This window comes from Streptomyces sp. NPDC056987 (genome assembly GCF_042673865.1).
In the GTDB taxonomy this organism is placed as follows: Bacteria; Actinomycetota; Actinomycetes; order Streptomycetales; family Streptomycetaceae; genus Streptomyces.
Window position 1 is genome coordinate 37084 of the sequence record NZ_JBHURV010000040.1, and the last position, 21497, is coordinate 58580.

Below are 21497 nucleotides of genomic sequence, written 5' to 3' on the forward strand. Positions count from 1 at the left end.
CCGCGGCTCCGGGCTTCCGGCCGGAACCGAGCGGAACCGGGCAGGACCTCCGGTCGGAACCGGGCAGGAATCGAGAAGCACCGCCCGCCGTCCCGCCCGTAGCGTGGCGTGCGCGGACACGGACTCGGAACGCGGTCCGGCGCCGAGGCCCGACGGTCCGGGACGACCGCACCCGAGGAAAAAATCCAGACGTACTGCCCGAAGCTGGTTAGATCGAGCCAGTCGACGCCGACGGAGACCGCCCGGACGGCTCCGCCCGCCTGAACCATGGAGACACCACGATGAGCATAGCCACGAGCCCGGGCACGCAGCCGTCCGCGCCGGACGGCGTCCACAGCGCCGACAACCACGATCTGATCCGGGTGCACGGCGCGCGCGTGAACAACCTCAAGGACGTCAGCGTCGAGATCCCGAAGCGCCGGCTGACGGTGTTCACCGGTGTCTCCGGCTCGGGCAAGAGCTCCCTGGTGTTCGGCACCATCGCCGCGGAGTCGCAGCGGCTGATCAACGAGACGTACAGCGCCTTCGTGCAGGGCTTCATGCCGACGCTGGCGCGGCCCGAGGTCGACGTGCTCGAAGGGCTGACGACGGCGATCCTCGTCGACCAGCAGCGGATGGGCGCCGACCCGCGCTCCACCGTCGGCACCGCGACCGACGCCAACGCGATGCTGCGGATCCTCTTCAGCCGGCTCGGGCAGCCGCATCTCGGCTCGGCCAAGGCGTTCTCCTTCAACGTCGCCTCGATCAGCGGGGCGGGCGCCGTCACCGTGGAGCGCGGCGGGCAGACCGTGAAGGAGCGCCGCAGCTTCAGCATCACCGGCGGCATGTGTGCGCGCTGCGAGGGCCGGGGCACCGTCTCCGATCTCGACCTGACCCAGCTCTACGACGACTCGCAGTCGCTCAACGACGGCGCGCTGACCGTCCCCGGCTACAAGCCGGGCGGCTGGAACTACCGGCTCTACACCGAGTCCGGCTTCTTCGACCCGGACAAGCCGATCCGCGAGTACACCGGGACGGAGCTGCACGACTTCCTCCACCGCGAGCCGACCAGGATGAAGATCGCGGGGATCAACATGACGTACGAGGGGCTGATCCCCCGGATCCAGAAGTCGATGCTCGCCAAGGACCGGGAGGGCATGCAGCCGCACATCCGGACGTTCGTGGACCGGGCGGTCGCCTTCACCGCCTGCCCGGAGTGCGACGGCACCCGGCTCAACGAGGGGGCCAGGTCCTCGAAGATCAACGGGATCAGCATCGCCGACGCCTGCGCGATGCAGATCAGCGACCTGGCCGACTGGGTGCGGGGCATCGGCGAGCCGTCGGTGGCGCCGCTCGTCGCCGCGCTGCGGGCGGCCCTCGACTCGTTCGTGGAGATCGGTCTCGGCTATCTCTCGCTCGACCGGCCCGCGGGCACGTTGTCCGGCGGCGAGGCGCAGCGCGTGAAGATGATCCGTCACCTCGGCTCCTCGCTCACCGATGTCACCTACGTCTTCGACGAGCCGACCATCGGCCTGCACCCGCACGACATCGGCCGGATGAACGGCCTGCTGCTGCGGCTGCGCGACAAGGGCAACACGGTGCTCGTCGTGGAGCACAAGCCGGAGATGATCGCGATCGCCGACCATGTCGTGGATCTCGGCCCCGGCGCAGGTACGGCGGGCGGCACCGTCCAGTTCGAGGGCACCGTCGAGGGGCTGCGGGCCGGCGACAGCCTCACGGGCCGCCACTTCGACGACCGGGCCGCCCTCAAGGAGAAGGTACGGACGCCCACCGGGGCGCTGGAGATCCGCGGCGCGTCCGCGCACAACCTGCGGGACGTCGATGTCGACATCCCGCTCGGGGTGCTGGTCGTGGTCACCGGGGTCGCGGGCTCGGGCAAGAGCTCGCTCGTGCACGGGTCGCTGGTCGACGGCCCGGGAACGGCCGGCCCCGGTGTGGTGTCGGTCGACCAGAGCCCCATCCGCGGCTCCCGGCGGAGCAACCCGGCGACGTACACCGGACTGCTGGAACCGATCCGCAAGGCTTTCGCGAAGGCCAACGGCGTGAAGCCGGCGCTGTTCAGCGCCAACTCCGAGGGCGCCTGCCTCAACTGCAACGGCGCCGGTGTCGTCTACACCGACCTGGCGATGATGGCCGGCGTCGCCACCACCTGCGAGGAGTGCGAGGGGAAGCGGTACCAGCCGGCCGTGCTCGACCACCACCTCGGCGGCCGCGACATCAGCGAGGTGCTCGCGATGTCGGTGGACGAGGCGGAGGAGTTCTTCGGCTCCGGCGAGGCGCGGACGCCCGCCGCGCACGCGATCCTCGGCCGGCTCTCCGACGTCGGGCTCGGCTACCTCACCCTCGGCCAGCCGCTCACCACGCTCTCCGGCGGCGAGCGGCAGCGGCTCAAGCTCGCCACCCGCCTGGCCGAGAAGGGCGCCGACCGGCAGATCTACGTCCTCGACGAGCCGACCACCGGCCTCCACCTCGCCGATGTCGAGCAGTTGCTCGGCCTGCTCGACCGGCTCGTCGACTCCGGCAGGTCGGTGATCGTCGTGGAGCACCACCAGGCGGTCATGGCGCACGCCGACTGGATCATCGACCTCGGCCCGGGTGCGGGCCACGACGGCGGCCGGATCGTCTTCGAGGGCACACCGGCCGATCTCGTCGCCGGCCGCTCCACCCTCACCGGCGAACACCTCGCGGAGTACGTGGGCGCCTGACCGACGGCCTGAGCCACCGCGCACGGACCGGCGGTGGCTCAGGGCGCCCGGCGGCGGCTCAGGCCGTACGGCGCAGCAGTGCCAGGTACATGGCGTCCGTGCCGTGCAGATGCGGCCAGAGCTGTACGTCGGGGCCGTCGCCCAGCGCCGGGACCCCGGGCATCAGGGGCCTGGCGTCGACCCATTCGGCCTCGGCCGGCGGGCCGCCCCGGCCCCTGAGGACGTCCTCGACGACGACCCGGGTCTCGGCGAGATGCGGGGAGCAGGTGGCGTACCCGACGATGCCGCCGACCCGTACGGCCTGGAACGCCTCGCGCAGCAGCCCGCGCTGGAGCGGCGCGAAGCCGTCCAGGTCGGCCGGGCGGCGCCGCCAGCGCGCCTCCGGCCTGCGGCGCAGCGCGCCCAGCCCCGAGCAGGGGACGTCGACCAGGACGCGGTCGAAGGAGCCCGGGCGCCAGGGCGGCCGGGTGCCGTCGGCGGCGATGACCTGGTACGGGCCCGGATTCCCGGCGAGGGCGCGTTCGACGAGCCGGGCGCGGTGCGGCTGCTTCTCCGCGGCGAGGAGCGCGGCGCCGCGTCCGGCGGCGAGCGCGGCCAGCAGCGCCGCCTTGCCGCCGGGGCCCGCGCAGCCGTCGAGCCAGCGCGTGTCGGCGCCCTCCAGCGGCGCGTTGGCCAGGGCCAGGGCGACGAGCTGGCTGCCCTCGTCCTGGACTCCGGCGCGGCCGTCCCGTACCGCCTCGACGGCACCCGGTTCGCCGCCCTCGGCGAGCCGTACGGCATACGGGGACCAGCGTCCCGGCAGCACCGTGTCCGCGCCGAGCAGGTCGGTCAGCTCGTCGGTGGTGGAGCGTCCGGGGCGGGCCACGAGGGTCACCTCGGGGCGTTCGTTGTCGGCTTCGAGCAGGTCCTCGATCCCGGCGCGCCCGCCGCCGAGGGCGTCCCAGAGCGCCGAGACGATCCAGCGGGGATGCGAGTGGACGACCGCGAGATGGTCCTCCGCGTCCTCGTCGTACGGCGGCGCGACCCGTTCCAGCCAGCCGTCCAGGTCGTCCTTGGAGATCTTGCGCAGGACGGCGTTGACGAACTTGGCGCGCCCGTCACCGAGCACCACCCGGGCCAGGTCCACGCTGGCGGAGACCGCGGCGTGGGTGGGGATCCGGGTGCCGAGGAGCTGGTGCGCACCGAGCGCGAGCACGTCGAGCACCGGCGGGTCGACCTCCCGCAGCGGCCGGTCCACGCAGGCCGAGATGATCGCGTCGTACGTGCCCTGGCGGCGCAGCGTCCCGTACACCAGCTCGGTGGCGAGCGCCGCGTCCCGCGCCTCGAAGTCGCTGTTCTCGCGGGCCTTCTTGAGCAGCGGGGGCAGCACGAGGTTGGCGTAGGCGTCCCGCTCGTCGACGGCCCTGAGCACCTCGAAGGCGAGGAGCCGTACGGGGTCCTTCTTGGGGCGGCGGTACGGCTTGGAGGGGCGGCGCGTGGCCTGCTCGTTCAAAGGTGCTCCGCGGTGAGAAGAGTGGATCCCTCTCAGCCTACGTCGGCGGTGCCGAGCCGTTCGTCCGGGGCGATCCGCACCCCGCGCGCCCAGTCGGCGGCGCGCATCGGCTTCTTGCCCTGCGGCTGGACCCAGAGCAGTTCGACGGCGCCCGAGCCGGTGCCGGCGTGCACGGTGTTCTTGCCGACGGCGAGCGCGCCGGGCGCCAGGGAGTCGGCCTCGGGTGCGAGCCGGGCCTGGACGAGCTTGAGCCGTTCGCCGCGGAAGAGCGTCCAGGCGCCCGGCGCGGGGGTGCAGGCGCGCACGACCCGGTCGACGCGGAGCGCGGGGGCGGCCCAGTCGACCTGTGCGTCCTCGACGGTGATCTTGGGGGCGAGGGAGACGCCGTCGGCGGGCTGCGGTACGGGGACCAGGGAGCCGTCCTCGATGCCGTCCATGGTCGCGGAGAGCAGTCCGGCGCCGGCGAACGCCAGCCGGGTCAGCAGGTCGCCGCTGGTGTCGGTGGGCCGGACGTGCTCGGTGAGCACGCCGTACACGGGGCCGGAGTCGAGCCCCTCCTCGATCTGGAAGGTGGCCGCGCCGGTCATCTCGTCGCCGGCCATGACGGCGTGCTGCACGGGCGCGGCGCCGCGCCAGGCGGGCAGCAGCGAGAAGTGCAGGTTCACCCAGCCGTGGACGGGCACTCCGAGAGCGATCTTGGGCAGCAGGGCGCCGTACGCGACGACCGGGCAGCAGTCGGGGCCGATCTCGCGCAGCCGGGCGAGGAAGTCCTCGTCCCGGGGCTTCGCGGGCCTGAGCACCTCGATGCCCGCTTCCTCAGCGCGCTGGGCGACCGGGCTGGCCACCAGCCTGCGCCCGCGTCCCGCGGGTGCGTCGGGCCTGGTCACGACGGCGGCGACGGTGTGCCGTTCCGAGGCGATGAGGGCGTCCAGGGCGGGTACGGCGACCTCGGGGGTGCCGGCGAAGACGAGCTTCATCGGTGGCTGACTACCTCTCGGACTGGTGGTCGAACGGAGGGAGCGTACCGGCCGGAGGGCCGGAGACGCTCCCGCCCGGGCCGCCGCGCGGCGGCCCGGTGCCGCGGGACCGGTACGGATCTTCGCGGGCCCGTGAACGGCGTACCAGTGTAGATGCGCGAGCGGGGAGTCCCGTCCCCCGCCTCAGGGGGCGTACGACGGCCTGTGCGCCCCGCGCATATGCGCATACGCCCCCGCAGCGTGACCACATCGCCCAATGGAGCGTTGTCAAGAGAGATTGACCCACGCGGGCCGCACCGGTGCGGCCCGGATCCTTTTCCACGCCGGTTCGAGAGGCTTGTTCATGGCCGACCACGCAACCCACGACGCACAAGCCCGGGCAAGTCTGCACCTGTTGGTGCGGGACATCGAGCGGGTCAGGCGGCAGGTGGACGCGTTGCGCACGCTCACCGCCCAGTTGGGCAACGTCTACCGCCCGCGGCGCTCGGGCCCCTCCACGGGCTTCGTCGTCTACGGCAGGGCGCCCGCCCCGACCGTCCGCCTCGCGCAGGAGCTGCGGGACAGCGTCGAGACGCTGGTGACCGCGGCGGTGGACTTCGACCGCTCGCTCGGGTTCTCGTGGGACGCGGTGGGGTCGGCCCTGGGGGTCACCAAGCAGGCGGTGCACCGGCGTTACGGTACGCGGCGGGCCACGCAGCAGCCCGGCGCGGCCGACCCGGACCGCGCACAGGACCCCGGCGCGCCCCGCGCCTCGCTGCCGGGCGCCGTCCCCGCGGTGCCGGCGGCCCGTTCGATGCCGCCGCAGCCCTCGGCGAGCCTCCCGTCGCTCCGTGAGGAGAGCCGTCCCAACGCCTTCCCCGGCCCGCGCGGCGGCTGAACTCCCCCGCCCGCTCTCCCCCGCCCCACGCGCCGGAACCGGTCACCCGTCGACGGCGCGACGAGCCAGCCCGTACCGCACCCCCACCGCGTACGGGCGGCAGAGCGCGGTGCGGCCGGCAGCCGCCCGGCCGCACCGCCGCGCCCTGTTCCGTCGCGGCCCGTCCCGTCGCGGCCCGGCCCGTTCCGTCCCTGCCTCGGCCGATGCCCCTCAGCCGATGTCCGGGGGATCGATCCTGATCCGCACCGGATCGCCGCCGCCCCGCGACATCCGCGCCGCCTGCGCCGCCTTCAGCGCCCGTGCCAGCGCGGCGCCACTGCCCGGCGGCACCCGGAGCAGGGCGCGCTCCCAGCGCTCCCCCGGCGGCGGATCGCCCGGCCTGCGCGGCCGGCCCGGGTCGGTCATGGGCAGTGGTACGGGCCCCAGCACCTCGGCGTCGCCCGGCAGTTCGGCCGAGGCGAGGAACGCGTCCACCGCCTCCGTGCGCCCCACCACGGCGGCCATCCGGGACACCGGGGGGAACCCCAGCTCGGTCCGCTCGGCCAGCTCACGCCGCGCGTGCCCCACCGGGTCCCAGCGGACCAGCGCCTGCACCGGCCGCAGGGTCGGCTCGGCGACCACCACCACCGTGCCGCCCTCGCCCTGCCCCCGGACCAGGGACGCCGCCTGCGTCCAGCGGCGCAGCGCCTCCTCGCCGGCCCGCAGATCGGGGCGGCCGAGCATCGCCCAGCCGTCGAGCAGCAGCGCCGCCGCGTAGCCGCCCTCCGCGACGGGCTCGGCGCCCGGTGTGCTGACGACGAGCGCGGGGTGCCCCGGCACGGAGTCGAGCACATGGTCGCGTCCCGACGTACGGACCGGGACGGCCGGGAAGGCCCTGCCCAGCTCCTCCGCCGTACGCCGCGCCCCCACGATCCGCGCGCGCAGCCGGGGACTCCCGCAGGCGGCGCAGTGCCAGTCCGGCTCCGCCCGTCCGCACCAGCCGCAGTGCAGCTCCCGCTCGCGCGGGGCCTCCAGCGGCCCCGCGCAGTGCCGGCACCGGGCCGGGGTACGGCACAGCTCGCAGGCCAGCCGGGGCACATAGCCGCGGCGGGGCACCTGCACCAGCACCGGGCCGCTGCGCAGCCCGTCCCTGACGGCCCCCCAGGCGAGGCTGGGCAGCCGGGCCGCCCGCGCCGCCTCGTCGCGCGCCAGCTCGCCGTCGCCGATGGTCCGCACCAGCGGCGCGGCCGTACGCACCTGATCCCGGCCCGCCGCCAGCGGCAGCGCCCAGCCCGTGTCGACGAGCTGGGCCGCCTCGACCGTGCACGACGTACTGCCCAGCAGGAAGCCGCACCTGTCGTGCGCGGCGCGCAGCAGCAGCACCTCGCGGGCGTGCGGCTGGGGGGCGTGCGGCTCGCTGTGGCTGGAGTCGCCGTCGTCCCAGATGGCCACCAGCCCCAGGTCCCGGACGGGCGCGAACATGGCCGCACGGGTCCCGACGACCGCCCGCACCGCGCCGCGCCGGACCGCGAGCCACTCCCGGTAGCGTTTCTCGGGCCCGGCCTCCGCGGTGAGGAGCGCGTGCCGCCCCTCGCCCAGCAGCGCCGTCAGCGCGGCGTCGGCCCGCGCCGCGATCCGCCCGTCCGGTACGACGACGAGCGCGCCCCGCCCCGAGGCGAGCGTCGCGGCGACGGCGCGCGCCAGCTCGTCCGCCCAGCCCGGCCCCGGCAGCGCGGTCCACACGGCGCGCGGCGCGCCACCTCCCGCGAGCGCGCCGAGGAACGCGGGCCCGTTCACATACCGCTCCCAGCCGCCCGGCTCCGGCGCGGCGGGCGGCGGGGCCGGCTCCGGCGACGGCTTCGCCTCGGCGCGCGCGTTCCGCGGCGGCACGGCGAGCTGGAGCACGTCGGCGAGGCTCCCCGCGTACCGGTCGGCGACGGCCCGCGCCAGCCCCAGCAGCTCCGGGCCGAGCACCGGCTCGGTGGACACGACCCCGGCCAGCGCGGCGAGCGGCCCCGCGTAGTCCGACTCGGCCCGCCGCTCCACCACGAACCCGTCGATCAGCCGGCCGCCCTCCCGCCGCCCGCCCCGCACCTGACGCGCCCCGGCCCCGAACCGCACCCGCACCCGCACCCCGGGCTGCGCCGCCTCGTCCAGCTCCTCGGGCACGGCGTAGTCGAAGAACTGGTCGAGATGGAGCACCCCCTTGTTCACCACCACCCGCGCCACCGGCAACCCCCCGGCCAGCGCGGCCCCCCGCCAGGTCCGCGGCTTGGCCCGCGGCACCTTCGCCTTCCGCACACTCTCCCGAATGAGCGCAAGCTGCTCGGGCCCACCACCGGCGGGTTCGTCGGGCCGCTCGTCGTCGCTGCTCACAGCTTCATACCTACCAGACGCCACCGACAGCGCCACCCCCGCGGAGATCCGCCGGACGCCGCACCACGACAACCGCGTGAGCCGCCGGACGCCCCCTGTCCCGACAGCCCCCGGCCGACAGCGAGGCCCCGGACACCGAGGTGGTGTCCGGGGCCTCGCTCAGGAATGCGGTCCGCGGCTCAGACGCCCGCGGCCTCGCGCAGCGCGTCCACGCGGTCCGTGCGCTCCCAGGTGAACTCCGGCAGCTCGCGGCCGAAGTGGCCGTACGCCGCGGTCTGCGCGTAGATCGGGCGCAGCAGGTCGAGGTCGCGGATGATCGCGGCCGGGCGGAGGTCGAAGACCTGGCCGATGGCCTGCTCGATCTTCTCCGGCTCGACCGTGGCCGTGCCGAAGGTCTCGACGAAGAGGCCGACCGGCTCGGCCTTGCCGATCGCGTACGCGACCTGGACCTCGCAGCGCGCGGCGAGACCGGCGGCCACGACGTTCTTGGCGACCCAGCGCATCGCGTACGCCGCCGAGCGGTCGACCTTGGACGGGTCCTTGCCGGAGAAGGCGCCGCCGCCGTGGCGGGCCATGCCGCCGTAGGTGTCGATGATGATCTTGCGGCCGGTGAGGCCGGCGTCGCCCATCGGGCCGCCGATCTCGAAGCGTCCGGTCGGGTTGACCAGCAGGCGGTAGCCCTCGGTGTCCAGCTTGATGCCGTCGTCCACCAGCTCCTTGAGCACGTGCTCGACGACGAACTCACGGACGTCGGGGGCGAGCAGCGAGTCCAGGTCGATGTCGGACGCGTGCTGCGAGGAGACGACGACCGTGTCGAGGCGTACGGCCTTGTCGCCGTCGTACTCGATGGTGACCTGGGTCTTGCCGTCGGGGCGCAGGTACGGGATGGTCCCGTTCTTGCGGACCTCGGAGAGGCGGCGCGAGAGCCGGTGCGCGAGGTGGATCGGGAGCGGCATCAGCTCGGGGGTCTCGTCGCAGGCGTAGCCGAACATCAGGCCCTGGTCGCCGGCGCCCTGCTTGTCCAGCTCATCCTCATCACCCTCGACCCGCTTCTCGTACGCCGTGTCGACGCCCTGCGCGATGTCGGGCGACTGCGCGCCGATGGAGACCGAGACGCCGCAGGAGGCACCGTCGAAGCCCTTCTTCGACGAGTCGTAGCCGATCTCCAGGATCTTGTTCCGCACCAGCTGGGCGATCGGCGCGTACGCCTTGGTGGTCACCTCGCCGGCGACATGCACCAGACCGGTGGTGATCAAGGTTTCCACGGCGACCCGGGAGGACGGGTCCTCCTGGAGGAGCGCGTCGAGAATGGTGTCGCTGATCTGGTCAGCGATCTTGTCGGGGTGACCTTCGGTCACTGACTCCGAGGTGAACAGACGGCGGGACACATCGCTCCCTGAGGTTGCAGCGGCTGCTGGCTGATCATTGGCGGACGTACGGGGCGCTGCACGCCCCGCGGCGGTCCTCGACCACTTTATCGGTCGAATCGGGCCACGGGGGCAAGTGTCTCGATCTGTGGGAGCCCCACGCTCGCGGTCTCGCATTATGCGCCACGGTGATCGCCCCTGGCCAGAGCCCTGAGAAAGATGTGACGAAGGGCGCGTAAGCGGCACAGGGGGAGGAAGGGTGCGTAATGAAGAATTCATCCGGCCGGAGGCTCCTCGCCACCTTCGCCGCCGCCGGCGGACGTGGGCCCGCCGCCGAGGCTGTCCGCGGCCCGGGGCACCCCACCGCCGCCCGCCGTTATCCGGCCACCATCCGGGGCGCCACCAGGTCCCAGACCACGTCCGCCAGGGCCTCCTTCGGTCCGTACGGTACGGGCGTCTCCGCGCCGTCGGCCGCGAGGACGACGGCCTCGTTCTCCTCGGCGCCGAACGCCTTGCGGTCCCCGACCTCGTTGACCACGAGGAGGTCGCACCCCTTGCGCCGCAGCTTGCGCCGGCCGTTGGCGAGGACGTCGTCCGTCTCCGCCGCGAAGCCGACGACCACCTGTCCCGGGCGGGGCCGCTCGGCGGCGAGCTCGGCGAGGATGTCGGGGTTGCGGACGAGGGCGACCGGGGCGGGCTCCTCGCCGTCCTTCTTCTTGATCTTGCCGGTGGCGTAGGCGGCGGGCCGGAAATCGGCCACGGCCGCCGCCATGACCACCGCGTCCGCCTCGGCGGCGGCCTTCAGCACGGCCTCCCGGAGCTGTACGGCGGTGCCGACGTGGACCAGGTCCACGCCCGCCGGGTCGGGCAGTCCCGTGTTCGCCTCGATCAGCGTGACCCTGGCCCCCCGGGCCACGGCCGTACGGGCCAGGGCGTACCCCTGCTTGCCCGAGGAGCGGTTGCCCAGGTAGCGGACCGGGTCGAGCGGCTCGCGCGTACCGCCCGCGCTGATCACCACATGGCGTCCCGCCAGGTCGGGCGCGGGGACGCCGCGGGCCAGGATCCGGCGGCAGAGCTCGAAGATCTCGCCCGGGTCCGGCAGCCGCCCCTTGCCCGTGTCGGCACCGGTGAGGCGGCCCACGGCGGGCTCGACGACGACGGCGCCCCGGGCGCGCAGGGTCGCGACGTTCTCCTGGGTGGCGGGGTGCTCCCACATCTCGGTGTGCATGGCGGGCGCGAAGACGACCGGGCAGCGGGCCGTGAGGAGCGTGTTGGTCAGCAGGTCGTCCGCGAGGCCGTGCGCCGCCTTCGCGAGCAGGTCGGCGGTGGCCGGGGCGACGACGACCAGGTCGGCGCCCTGGCCGATCCGTACGTGCGGCACCTCGTGCACGTCCGACCAGACCTCGGTGGAGACGGGATGCCCGGACAGGGCCGACCAGGTCGCCGCCCCGACGAAGTGCAGCGCCGAGTCGGTCGGCACGACCCGTACGTCATGGCCCGACTCGGTCAGCCGGCGCAGCAGCTCGCACGCCTTGTACGCGGCGATCCCCCCGGCGACCCCCAGAACGACCTTCGGCTTGTCCACCGTGCCCACTCCCCTCCACCGGCCCCGACCAGAACGTGACAGCTCCCATGACACACCACAGGCCCGGCGGTCGCTCCACCGGGCCTGTGCCGAAAAACGTGTGGTGCCTGGGCGCCTACTGGGCCGGGCCCTCGATGGCCTCGGAGGTCAGCAGACCCGCGTTGATCTCGCGCAGGGCGATCGAGAGCGGCTTCTCGTGGACGTGGGTGTCCACCAGCGGACCGACGTACTCAAGCAGGCCCTCACCGAGCTGCGAGTAGTACGCGTTGATCTGGCGCGCGCGCTTGGCCGCGTAGATCACGAGGCTGTACTTCGAGTCCGTGGCTTCGAGCAGCTCATCGATCGGCGGGTTGATGATGCCCTCGGGCGTGGTGATGGAAGAGGACACTCTCTTGCCTTCCGAAGAAAATTCAGGGAAATACTTCAGGGAAATACTGTGGTCGCACCCTCACCGAGGGTGCGGGACCGTGCACCGCGGACCGGGGAATCCTGATGGTTCTGGTGATTCTCGCGCTTCGCGCAATTCTGGTGGTCCCCGGTATCCGGACGGCACACTAAAGATCATGCAAGTGCCATCAAGGCTAGCAGCTCGCGTGCGACGTCCTCGACCGAGGTGTTGACCAGCGTCGTGTCGAACTCCGACTCGGCGGCCAGCTCCACCTTCGCGGCCGCCAGCCTGCGCTCGATCACCTCGGCCGACTCCGTGCCCCGGCCGGTGAGCCGGCGCACCAGCTCGTCCCAGCTCGGCGGGGCCAGGAAGACCAGCCGGGACTCCGGCATCGACTCCTTGACCTGCCGGGCGCCCTGGAGGTCGATCTCCAGGAGTACGGGCTCCCCCGCGGCCAGCCGGTCCAGGACCGCCTGTCGCGGGGTGCCGTAGCGGTTTCCCGCGAACTCCGCCCATTCCAGCAGTTCGCCGTTGGCCACCGACTTGTCGAACTCGTCGTCGGTGACGAAGAAGTACTGGACGCCGTGGCGCTCGCCGGGGCGCGGCTTTCTCGTGGTGGCCGACACCGAGAGCCATACCTCGGGGTGGACCTTGCGCATATGCGCGACGACCGTGCTCTTGCCGACCCCTGAGGGGCCGGAGAGCACGGTCAGCCGCGGTCGTACGTCTGCTGCCATGCGGCGATTATCCAGGTTCCCGGGGGAACCCGGAAACGTCAGGCGCCGCCACCGCCGAACTCGCGCTCCAGGGACGCGATCTGATTGGAGCCGAGACCCCGCACGCGGCGGCTCTCGGAGATCCCGAGCCGCTCCATGATCTGCTTGGCACGGACCTTGCCCACGCCGGGCAGCGACTCAAGGAGGGCGGAGACCTTCATCTTCCCGATGACGTCGTTCTCCTGACCCTGCTTGATCACGTCATGGAGCGAAGCGCCGGAGTGCTTGAGTCGATTCTTGACCTCGGCCCGCTCCCGGCGAGCCGCGGCGGCCTTTTCGAGCGCGGCTGCGCGCTGTTCAGGGGTAAGGGGCGGAAGAGCCACGCCTACGTCACCTCGGATGTCGAACTGTCGGATACGGACCGGTGAGGAACCTAATCGCCCCACACCAGGCGAGCAACGGGCAACGAACTGCGCGTTGGCTCTCGACGGAGACTAGCGGCCAACTCCGCCCGAGTCAGCGAGAACAGACGAAAAGTCCTGGTCAGCATCGATCAGGGGTGACATTTTGGTCATTTTGCCCAACTTTTTGGACAGGAAGCCGCGCATTGCCTCCGTCACCTGCCCGCCGTGTCACCGCCGACGGCCGTTCTCACGTCGTCCGCGAAGCGGTCCGCGGCCTTCCGCAGCGCCCCGGCGTCCGGACCGTGACGGAGAACACCCCGGCTGACGCTCGGTACGACGTTGCCGACCACCGCGCCGAAGACGGCGGGCAGGTCCGCGGGCGTCGCGCCCTGCGCGCCGATGCCGGGCGCCAGCAGCGGCCCGTTGATCGCGAGATCCACGCCCGTGTCCGCGAGATCACCGAGGGTGGCCCCCACGACGGCGCCGACCGAGCCGAGCGGCGTCGCGCCCGCGTTCTCGGCGGCCATGTGGCCGAGCATGAGCCCCGCGAGCGGGCGCCCGTCGGCGGCGGTGGCGCGCTGCACCTCGGCGCCCTCCGGGTTGGAGGTCAGCCCGAGGACGAAGACCCCGCAGCCGGCCGCCGAGGCCGCGTCCAGCGCCGGGCGCAGCGAGCCGAAGCCGAGGTACGGGGAGAGCGTCACCGCGTCCGAGAAGAGCGGCGAGGCCGGGTCCAGGTAGGCCGCCGCGTACGCGCCCATCGTGGAGCCGATGTCACCGCGCTTGGCGTCCATCAGGACCAGCGCCCCGGCCGCCCGCGCCTCCGCGACGGCCTTCTCCAGGACGGCGATGCCCCGCGACCCGAAGCGCTCGAAGAACGCCGACTGCGGCTTGAGCACGGCGACCCGGTCGGCCAGCGCCTCCACCGTCGTACGGGTGAACCGCTCCAGGCCCGCGACGTCGTCGTTCAGCCCCCAGTCGGTGAGGAGCGAGCCGTGCGGGTCGATGCCGACGCAGAGCGGGCCGCGGCGGTCCATGGCCTGCCGCAGCCGTGCCCCGAAGGGGACCACGGGGACCACGGGGTGCGCGGGGCTCGGAGGGATCGGTGCGCTCATGCGTCGGCCTGCTTCCGGTTCGCGGTGTCCCTGGTGGACCTCGTGGCCGCGCCGACGGCCTCGGCGAGCGTGGCGTACGGGGAGAGCGCGAGCCGCGCCGCGAGCCCCTTGTGGATCTCGCGGCTCCAGAACGGGCCCCGGTAGATGAACGCGCTGTATCCCTGGACGAGCGTGGCACCGGCCAGGATGCGCTGCCAGGCGTCCTCGGCGTCCTCCACGCCCCCGACGCCCACCAGGGTGATCCGGTCGCCCACACGCGCGTACAGGCGGCTCAGCACCTCCAGCGAGCGCTCCTTGAGCGGCGCGCCGGAGAGCCCGCCGGTCTCGGCGGTCAGCTCCGGGCCGGAGACGAGGCCGAGCCCCGCGCGGGCGATGGTGGTGTTGGTGGCGATGACGCCGTCCAGGCCCAGCTCCACGGCGAGGTCGGCGACGGCGTCGACGTCCTCGTCCGCGAGGTCGGGCGCGATCTTGACCAGCAGCGGCACCCGGCGCCCGGGGACGGTGCGGTCGGCGGCCTCGCGTACGGCGGTGAGCAGCGGCCTGAGCTGGTCGACGGCCTGGAGGCTGCGCAGCCCGGGGGTGTTGGGCGAGCTGACGTTGACCACGAGATAGTCGGCGTGGCGGGCCAGGCGCTCCGTGGAGAGCACGTAGTCCGCGACCGCCTCACTCTCGGGGACGACCTTGGTCTTGCCGATGTTGACGCCGACGGTCGTCCTGAAGACCGGCTTGCGGGCCGCACGGGCCGCGAGGCGCTCCGCCACGGCGGCGGAGCCCTCGTTGTTGAAGCCCATGCGGTTGATCAGCGCGCGGTCGGGGACGAGCCGGAAGAGCCGCTGCTTGGGGTTGCCGGGCTGCGGCTCGCCGGTGACGGTGCCGATCTCGACGTGGTCGAAGCCGGCCATCGCCAGTCCGTCGATGCCCACGGCGTTCTTGTCGAACCCCGCGGCGAGCCCGAACGGGCCGTGCATGCGCAGCCCGAACGCCTCGGTGCGCAGTTCCTCGTAGCGGGGCGCGAGGGCGGCGGCGGCGAAGGTGCGCAGCACGGGGACCCGGGCGGCGAGCCGGATCCACCGGAAGGCCAGGTGGTGCGCCTGTTCGGGGTCCATCCGCCGGAAGACCAGCCGGAAGAGCATCCGGTACATCGTGTCTGTGAGGTCCATGAGATTCAGTCCTGGCGCGCCGCGGTGAGGTGCTCCGCGTGCTCCTGGAGGGAGCGGACGCCGACGTCGCCGTGCTTGAGCGCGTCGATGCCCTGGACGGCGGCGGCCAGCGCCTGGACCGTCGTGAGGCAGGGGATGCCGCGCGCCACGGCCGCCGTGCGGATCTCGTAGCCGTCGAGCCGGCCGCCGGTGCCGTACGGGGTGTTGACGATGAGGTCGACGTCCCCGTCGTGGATGAGCTGGACGACGGTCTTCTCGCCGGCCGGGCCCTCGCCCTCGCTCTGTTTGCGTACGACGGTGGCGTTGATGCCGTTGCGCCTGAGGACCTCGGCGGTGCCGGAGGTGGCCAGCAGCTCGAAGCCGTGGGCGACCAGCTCGCGCGCCGGGAAGATCATCGAGCGCTTGTCGCGGTTGGCGACGGAGATGAAGGCGCGGCCCTTGACGGGCAGCGGGCCGTACGCCCCGGCCTGCGACTTGGCGTACGCCGTGCCGAAGGCGGAGTCGATGCCCATGACCTCGCCGGTGGAGCGCATCTCCGGGCCGAGGACGGTGTCGACGCCGCGGCCGTGGATGTCGCGGAAGCGCGACCAGGGCATCACGGCCTCCTTGACGGAGATCGGCGCGTCGAGCGGCAGCGTGCCGCCGTCGCCCTGCGCGGGCAGCAGCCCCTCCGTACGCAGCTCCGCGACGGTGGCGCCGAGGGAGATCCGGGCGGCGGCCTTCGCGAGCGGTACGGCGGTCGCCTTCGAGGTGAAGGGGACGGTGCGGGAGGCGCGCGGGTTGGCCTCCAGGACGTAGAGGATGTCGCCGGCCATCGCGAACTGGATGTTGATCAGTCCGCGCACGCCGACACCGCGGGCGATGGCCTCCGTGGAGGCGCGCAGCCGCTTGATGTCGAAGCCGCCGAGCGTGATGGGCGGCAGGGCGCACGCCGAGTCGCCGGAGTGGATGCCGGCCTCCTCGATGTGCTCCATGACGCCGCCGAGGTACAGCTCCGTACCGTCGTAGAGCGCGTCGACGTCGATCTCGATGGCGTCGTCGAGGAAACGGTCCACCAGGACGGGGCGGGTGGGACTGATCTCGGTGGACTCGGCGATGTACGCGGAGAGCCTGGTCTCGTCGTACACGATCTCCATGCCGCGTCCGCCGAGGACGTACGAGGGCCGGACGAGGACCGGGTAGCCGATCTCGTCCGCGATCGCCTTGGCCTCGGCGAAGGTGGTGGCGGTGCCGTGCTTGGGCGCGGGCAGGCCGGCCTCGGCGAGGACCCGGCCGAAGGCGCCCCGGTCCTCGGCGGCGTGGATCGCCTCGGGGGAGGTGCCGACGACGGGCACGCCGTTGTCCTTGAGGGCCTGCGCGAGGCCGAGCGGGGTCTGGCCGCCGAGCTGGACGACGACGCCCGCGACCGGCCCCGCCAGGGTCTCGGCGTGGACGATCTCCAGGACGTCCTCCAGGGTGAGCGGCTCGAAGTAGAGCCGGTCGGAGGTGTCGTAGTCGGTGGAGACGGTCTCCGGGTTGCAGTTGACCATCACGGTCTCGTACCCGGCGTCGCTCAGGGCGAAGGAGGCGTGGACGCAGGAGTAGTCGAACTCGATGCCCTGGCCGATCCGGTTGGGGCCGGAGCCGAGGATGATCACGGCGGGCTTCTCGCGCGGCGCGACCTCGCTCTCCTCGTCGTACGAGGAGTAGAAGTACGGGGTCTTCGCGGCGAACTCGGCGGCGCAGGTGTCGACCGTCTTGTAGACGGGGCGTACGCCGAGGGCGTGCCTGACCTCGCGGACGACGTCCTCGCGCAGCCCGCGGATCGCGGCGATCTGGGCGTCGGAGAAGCCGTGCCGCTTGGCCTCGGCGAGCAGGCCGGCGTCGAGCCGCTCGGCGGCGGCCAGCTCGTCCGCGTACTCCTTGATCAGGAAGAGCTGGTCGACGAACCACGGGTCGATCTTCGTGGCGTCGAAGACCTCCTCGGGGGTGGCTCCGGCCCTGATGGCGCGCATGACGGTGTTGATCCGGCCGTCGGTGGGGATCCCGGCGGTCTCCAGCAGCTCCGTACGATCACCGGGTTCCCCGGTGAAGGAGAACTGGCTGCCGGCCTTCTCCAGGGAGCGCAGCGCCTTCTGGAGGGCCTCGGTGAAGTTGCGGCCGATGGCCATGGCCTCGCCGACGGACTTCATGGTGGTGGTGAGGCTGGCGTCGGCGGCCGGGAACTTCTCGAAGGCGAACCGCGGCACCTTGACGACGACGTAGTCGAGCGTGGGCTCGAAGGACGCCGGGGTCTTCTCGGTGATGTCGTTGGGGATCTCGTCCAGCGTGTAGCCGACGGCGAGCCGGGCGGCGATCTTGGCGATCGGGAAACCGGTGGCCTTGGAGGCGAGCGCGGAGGAGCGGGAGACGCGCGGGTTCATCTCGATGACGATGACGCGGCCGTCCTCGGGGTTGACCGCGAACTGGATGTTGCAGCCGCCGGTGTCGACGCCGACCTCGCGGATCACGGCGATGCCGACGTCCCGCAGGATCTGGTACTCGCGGTCGGTGAGCGTCATCGCGGGGGCGACGGTGATCGAGTCGCCGGTGTGCACGCCCATGGGGTCGAAGTTCTCGATGGAGCAGACGACCACGACGTTGTCGTGCTTGTCGCGCATCAGCTCCAGCTCGTACTCCTTCCAGCCGAGGATGGACTCCTCCAGGAGCACCTCGGTGGTCGGCGAGAGCATCAGGCCCTGTCCGGCGATCCGGCGCAGGTCCTCCTCGTTGTGGGCGAAGCCGGAGCCGGCGCCGCCCATGGTGAAGGAGGGGCGGACGACGACGGGGTAGCCACCGAGCGTGTCGACGCCGGCGAGGACGTCGTCCATGGAGTGGCAGATGACCGAGCGGGCGGACTCGCCGTGGCCGATCTTGGCGTGGACGGCCCTGACGACGTCCTTGAAGAGGTCGCGGTCCTCGCCCTTGTTGATGGCCTCGACGTTGGCGCCGATCAGTTCGACGCCGTACTTGTCGAGGGTGCCCGCGCCGTGCAGCGCGATGGCGGTGTTCAGGGCGGTCTGGCCGCCGAGGGTGGGGAGCAGCGCGTCGGGGCGCTCCTTCGCGATGATCTTCTCGACGTACTCGGGGGTGATCGGCTCGACGTACGTGGCGTCGGCGATCTCCGGGTCCGTCATGATCGTGGCGGGGTTGGAGTTGACCAGGATGACCCGCAGCCCCTCTGCCCTGAGGACGCGGCAGGCCTGGGTTCCGGAGTAGTCGAACTCAGCGGCCTGGCCGATGACGATCGGTCCTGAACCGATGACCAGGACGGACTGGATATCGGTGCGCTTAGGCACGCTGGCCCTCCATGAGCTGTGTGAAGCGGTCGAACAGGTACGCGGCGTCGTGCGGGCCCGCGGCCGCCTCGGGGTGGTACTGGACGCTGAAGACGGGCCCGTCGAGCAGCCTGAGTCCTTCGACGACGTTGTCGTTGAGGCAGACGTGCGAGACCTCGGCGCGGCCGTAGGGGGTGTCGGAGACGCGGTCGAGCGGGGCGTCGACGGCGAAGCCGTGGTTGTGCGCGGTGACCTCGACCTTGCCCGTGGTGCGGTCCTGTACGGGCTGGTTGATGCCCCGGTGGCCGTACTTCAGCTTGTACGTGCCGAAACCGAGCGCGCGGCCGAGGAGCTGGTTCCCGAAGCAGATCCCGAAGAGCGGTGTGCCGCGCTCCAGCACGCCCCGGACGACGGTGAGGTCGGCGGTGGCCGGGTCGCCGGGCCCGTTGGAGAGGAAGACCCCGTCGGGGCGGGTCGCGTACACCTCGTCCAGCGTGGCGGTGGCGGGCAGGACGTGCACCTCGATGCCGCGCTCGGCCATCCGGTGCGGGGTCATGCCCTTGATGCCGAGGTCGAGCGCGGCGACGGTGAAGCGCTTCTCGCCGATGGCGGGGACGACGTACGGCTGCTCGGTGGCGACCTCGGCGGAGAGGTCGGCGCCGGTCATCTCGGGGGCCTGCCGGACCCGGGCGAGCAGCGCCGCCTCGTCCGCCAGGGACTCCCCGGAGAAGATGCCGACGCGCATGGCGCCGCGCTCGCGGAGGTGGCGGGTGAGGGCGCGGGTGTCGACGCCGCTGATGCCGACGACGCCCTGGGCGACCAGTTCGTCGTCGAGGGAGCGGCGCGAGCGCCAGTTGGACGGGGTGCGCGCGGGGTCCCGTACGACGTAGCCGGAGACCCAGATCCGCCGGGACTCGGGGTCCTCGTCGTTGACGCCCGTGTTGCCGATGTGCGGGGCCGTCATCACCACGACCTGGCGGTGGTACGAGGGGTCGGTGAGGGTCTCCTGGTAGCCGGTCATGCCGGTGGAGAAGACGGCCTCGCCGAAGGTCTCCCCCACGGCCCCGTAGGCGCGGCCGCGGAAGCTGCGGCCGTCCTCCAGGACGAGTACGGCGGGAACGCGGCCGGTTCCCCGGATGGAGGTGGTCATCGTGCGGGGCCTTCCGTAGTGCTGGTGTGGTGCGTGGTGGCGCTCTCGCGCGCCGTGCCGGACGGGTTCGCCGTGATGAGCTCGTCCATGGAGTTCATGGCGTCGACCCAGGCCGTGTGTTCGGCGGACCGGTCGGAGCGGAAGCCGGAGTCGATCAGCCGCTCGCCGTGCTCCCAGGTGACGATCAGCAGCCCGCCCTCGGCGAGGACCTTGCCCGCGATGCCCTTGTCGAGCCGAGCCCCGCGCAGCCGCTCCGCCGGGATGAAGAAGTCGTTGGCGCCGGGTCGTACGACGTCGAGCCCCGCGTCCGTGAGCGTCAGCTCCACGCGGCTGCGGGCACCGAGCCCGTGGGCGACGATCCGGTCGAGCCACTGCCCGGCGGTCGTGGAGCCGTGGTAGCGGCCCGCCATGGTCAGCCGTGCCGTACCGGGGTCGTCCGGGGCGGTGGGGAGCCCGGGCAGGTCGGACTGGAGGCTGCCGCGCCACTTCCAGCCCTGGCGCATCAGCCAGTACACGAAGGCGACGAAGAGCAGCAGACCGGCCACCCAGCCGATGCGGGCGGCCCAGTCGGTCACGTCCGCCGACTTCTGCTCGGCGGCCAGGGGGAGGAGAAGGTTCGCAGTTGTCACGCCAGATTCCCGTCGACGACCGTGGCCCGGCCCCGCAGGAAGGTGTGGGTCACACGTCCCGGCAGCTCACGCCCCTCGTAGGGGGTGTTACGGCTGCGCGAGGCGAAGCCCGCGGGGTCCACGGCTCCACGGTATGCCGGATCCACCAGGGTCAGGTTGGCGGGCTCGCCTGCCGAGACGGGCCGGCCGTGGCCTTCGAGACGGCCGATGCGCGCCGGGCGGAACGACATCCGGTCGGCGACGCCCGCCCAGTCCAGCAGCCCGGTCTCGACCATCGTCTCCTGGACCACCGACAGGGCGGTCTCCAGACCGACCATGCCCATGGCCGCCGCGGCCCACTCGCAGTCCTTGTCCTCGTGCGGGTGGGGCGCGTGGTCGGTGGCGACGCAGTCGATCGTGCCGTCCGCGAGGGCCGCGCGCAGGGCGAGGACGTCGGCCTCGGTGCGCAGCGGCGGGTTCACCTTGTAGACGGGGTTGTACGACCGTACGAGCTCGTCGGTGAGGAGGAGGTGGTGCGGGGTGACCTCGGCGGTGACGTTCCACCCCTTGGACTTCGCCCAGCGGACCAGTTCGACGGAGCCGGCGGTGGAGAGGTGGCAGATGTGCACGCGGGAGCCGACGTGCGCGGCGAGCAGGACGTCGCGCGCGATGATCGACTCCTCGGCGACGGCGGGCCAGCCGCCGAGCCCCAGCTCCGCGGAGACGACGCCCTCGTTCATCTGGGCGCCCTCGGTGAGCCGCGGTTCCTGGGCGTGCTGGGCGATGACTCCGTCGAACGCCTTCACGTACTCCAGCGCCCTGCGCATGATCACCGCGTCGTCGACGCACTTGCCGTCGTCGGAGAAGACCCGGACGCCCGCGGCGGAGTCGTGCATGGCGCCCAGCTCGGCGAGGTGCTTGCCCTCCAGGCCGACGGTGACGGCGCCGACGGGCTGCACGTCGCAGTAGCCGGACTCCTTGCCGAGCCGCCAGACCTGCTCGACGACGCCGGCCGTGTCGGCGACGGGGAAGGTGTTGGCCATGGCGTGGACGGCGGTGAAGCCGCCGACGGCGGCGGCCTTCGTGCCGGTCAGGACGGTCTCGGAGTCCTCGCGGCCGGGCTCGCGCAGATGGGTGTGGAGGTCGACCAGGCCGGGGAGCAGGATCTGCCCTGCGGCCTCCACGACGGTGGCGTCACCGGCGTCCAGGCCGGTGCCCACGGCCGCGACGACCTCGCCGTCGATCAGTACGTCCTGGATGTCGCCGCCGAGCACCTGCGCGCCCCGGATAAGGATCTTGCTCATG

At 72.7% G+C, this 21497-nt stretch carries 16 protein-coding genes; 2 read left to right on the top strand and 14 right to left on the bottom strand.

Annotation, left to right across the window (positions count from 1 at the left end; genetic code table 11):
• The first annotated feature begins 281 nt into the window (after positions 1-281).
• On the top strand, positions 282-2705 hold the full coding sequence (locus tag ACFTZC_RS33700; RefSeq protein WP_382896249.1) for an excinuclease ABC subunit UvrA: 2424 nt from the start codon (positions 282-284) through the stop codon (positions 2703-2705).
• A 58-nt stretch (positions 2706-2763) separates the two neighbouring features.
• Here ACFTZC_RS33700 and ACFTZC_RS33705 read toward each other — a convergent pair whose 3' ends face one another.
• Both ACFTZC_RS33705 and fmt read right to left on the bottom strand, forming a co-directional pair.
• Positions 2764-4197, bottom strand: a complete 1434-nt coding sequence (locus ACFTZC_RS33705; RefSeq protein ID WP_382896250.1) for an RsmB/NOP family class I SAM-dependent RNA methyltransferase — start codon at positions 4195-4197, stop codon at positions 2764-2766.
• 32 nt (positions 4198-4229) lie between these two features.
• Positions 4230-5174 carry a methionyl-tRNA formyltransferase gene (fmt, locus tag ACFTZC_RS33710; protein ID WP_382896252.1) on the bottom strand — a complete coding sequence of 315 codons (945 nt, stop codon included), beginning with the start codon at positions 5172-5174 and terminating at the stop codon, positions 4230-4232.
• A gap of 343 nt (positions 5175-5517) precedes the next feature.
• Here fmt and ACFTZC_RS33715 point away from each other — a divergent pair, with 343 nt between their 5' ends.
• Positions 5518-6051 (top strand): hypothetical protein, encoded by a 534-nt coding sequence (locus ACFTZC_RS33715; protein ID WP_382896254.1) that lies wholly within the window; start codon positions 5518-5520, stop codon positions 6049-6051.
• A gap of 210 nt (positions 6052-6261) precedes the next feature.
• On the opposite strand, the gene ACFTZC_RS33720 is transcribed toward ACFTZC_RS33715, so the two are convergent.
• From ACFTZC_RS33720 to ACFTZC_RS33775, 12 genes are all read right to left on the bottom strand, one after another.
• Positions 6262-8406 (bottom strand): primosomal protein N', encoded by a 2145-nt coding sequence (locus ACFTZC_RS33720; RefSeq protein WP_382896255.1) that lies wholly within the window; start codon positions 8404-8406, stop codon positions 6262-6264.
• 179 nt (positions 8407-8585) lie between these two features.
• Positions 8586-9794 carry a methionine adenosyltransferase gene (metK, locus tag ACFTZC_RS33725; protein WP_382896257.1) on the bottom strand — a complete coding sequence of 403 codons (1209 nt, stop codon included), beginning with the start codon at positions 9792-9794 and terminating at the stop codon, positions 8586-8588.
• 355 nt (positions 9795-10149) lie between these two features.
• The gene (gene coaBC / locus ACFTZC_RS33730; RefSeq protein ID WP_382896259.1) at positions 10150-11358 is read right to left on the bottom strand and encodes a bifunctional phosphopantothenoylcysteine decarboxylase/phosphopantothenate--cysteine ligase CoaBC; all 1209 of its coding nucleotides are present in this window, start codon (positions 11356-11358) and stop codon (positions 10150-10152) included.
• A gap of 115 nt (positions 11359-11473) precedes the next feature.
• Entirely contained in the window at positions 11474-11746 is a 273-nt protein-coding gene (gene rpoZ / locus ACFTZC_RS33735) for a DNA-directed RNA polymerase subunit omega (RefSeq protein WP_003970369.1), read from the bottom strand.
• A gap of 173 nt (positions 11747-11919) precedes the next feature.
• Positions 11920-12483 carry a guanylate kinase gene (gene gmk, locus ACFTZC_RS33740; protein ID WP_382896260.1) on the bottom strand — a complete coding sequence of 188 codons (564 nt, stop codon included), beginning with the start codon at positions 12481-12483 and terminating at the stop codon, positions 11920-11922.
• Between the two features lie 38 nt (positions 12484-12521).
• Positions 12522-12845, bottom strand: coding sequence for an integration host factor (locus ACFTZC_RS33745; protein WP_329828420.1), 324 nt, complete (start codon positions 12843-12845; stop codon positions 12522-12524).
• A gap of 233 nt (positions 12846-13078) precedes the next feature.
• Positions 13079-13978, bottom strand: a complete 900-nt coding sequence (gene pyrF / locus ACFTZC_RS33750; RefSeq protein WP_382896262.1) for an orotidine-5'-phosphate decarboxylase — start codon at positions 13976-13978, stop codon at positions 13079-13081.
• Positions 13975-15120: a quinone-dependent dihydroorotate dehydrogenase gene (locus ACFTZC_RS33755; RefSeq protein ID WP_382896312.1), complete on the bottom strand. Its 1146-nt coding sequence runs from the start codon at positions 15118-15120 to the stop codon at positions 13975-13977. The genes pyrF and ACFTZC_RS33755 overlap by 4 nt, the downstream gene beginning before the upstream one ends.
• Positions 15121-15143: 23 nt before the next feature.
• Positions 15144-18455, bottom strand: coding sequence for a carbamoyl-phosphate synthase large subunit (gene carB, locus ACFTZC_RS33760; protein WP_382896264.1), 3312 nt, complete (start codon positions 18453-18455; stop codon positions 15144-15146).
• Positions 18448-19584 carry a glutamine-hydrolyzing carbamoyl-phosphate synthase small subunit gene (gene carA, locus ACFTZC_RS33765; RefSeq protein WP_382896266.1) on the bottom strand — a complete coding sequence of 379 codons (1137 nt, stop codon included), beginning with the start codon at positions 19582-19584 and terminating at the stop codon, positions 18448-18450. The genes carB and carA overlap by 8 nt, the downstream gene beginning before the upstream one ends.
• Positions 19581-20213, bottom strand: coding sequence for a hypothetical protein (locus tag ACFTZC_RS33770; RefSeq protein ID WP_382896268.1), 633 nt, complete (start codon positions 20211-20213; stop codon positions 19581-19583). The genes carA and ACFTZC_RS33770 overlap by 4 nt, the downstream gene beginning before the upstream one ends.
• Complete coding sequence (locus ACFTZC_RS33775) at positions 20210-21496, bottom strand: dihydroorotase (protein WP_382896270.1); 1287 nt, start codon at positions 21494-21496, stop codon at positions 20210-20212. The genes ACFTZC_RS33770 and ACFTZC_RS33775 overlap by 4 nt, the downstream gene beginning before the upstream one ends.
• Position 21497 lies beyond the last annotated feature (1 nt).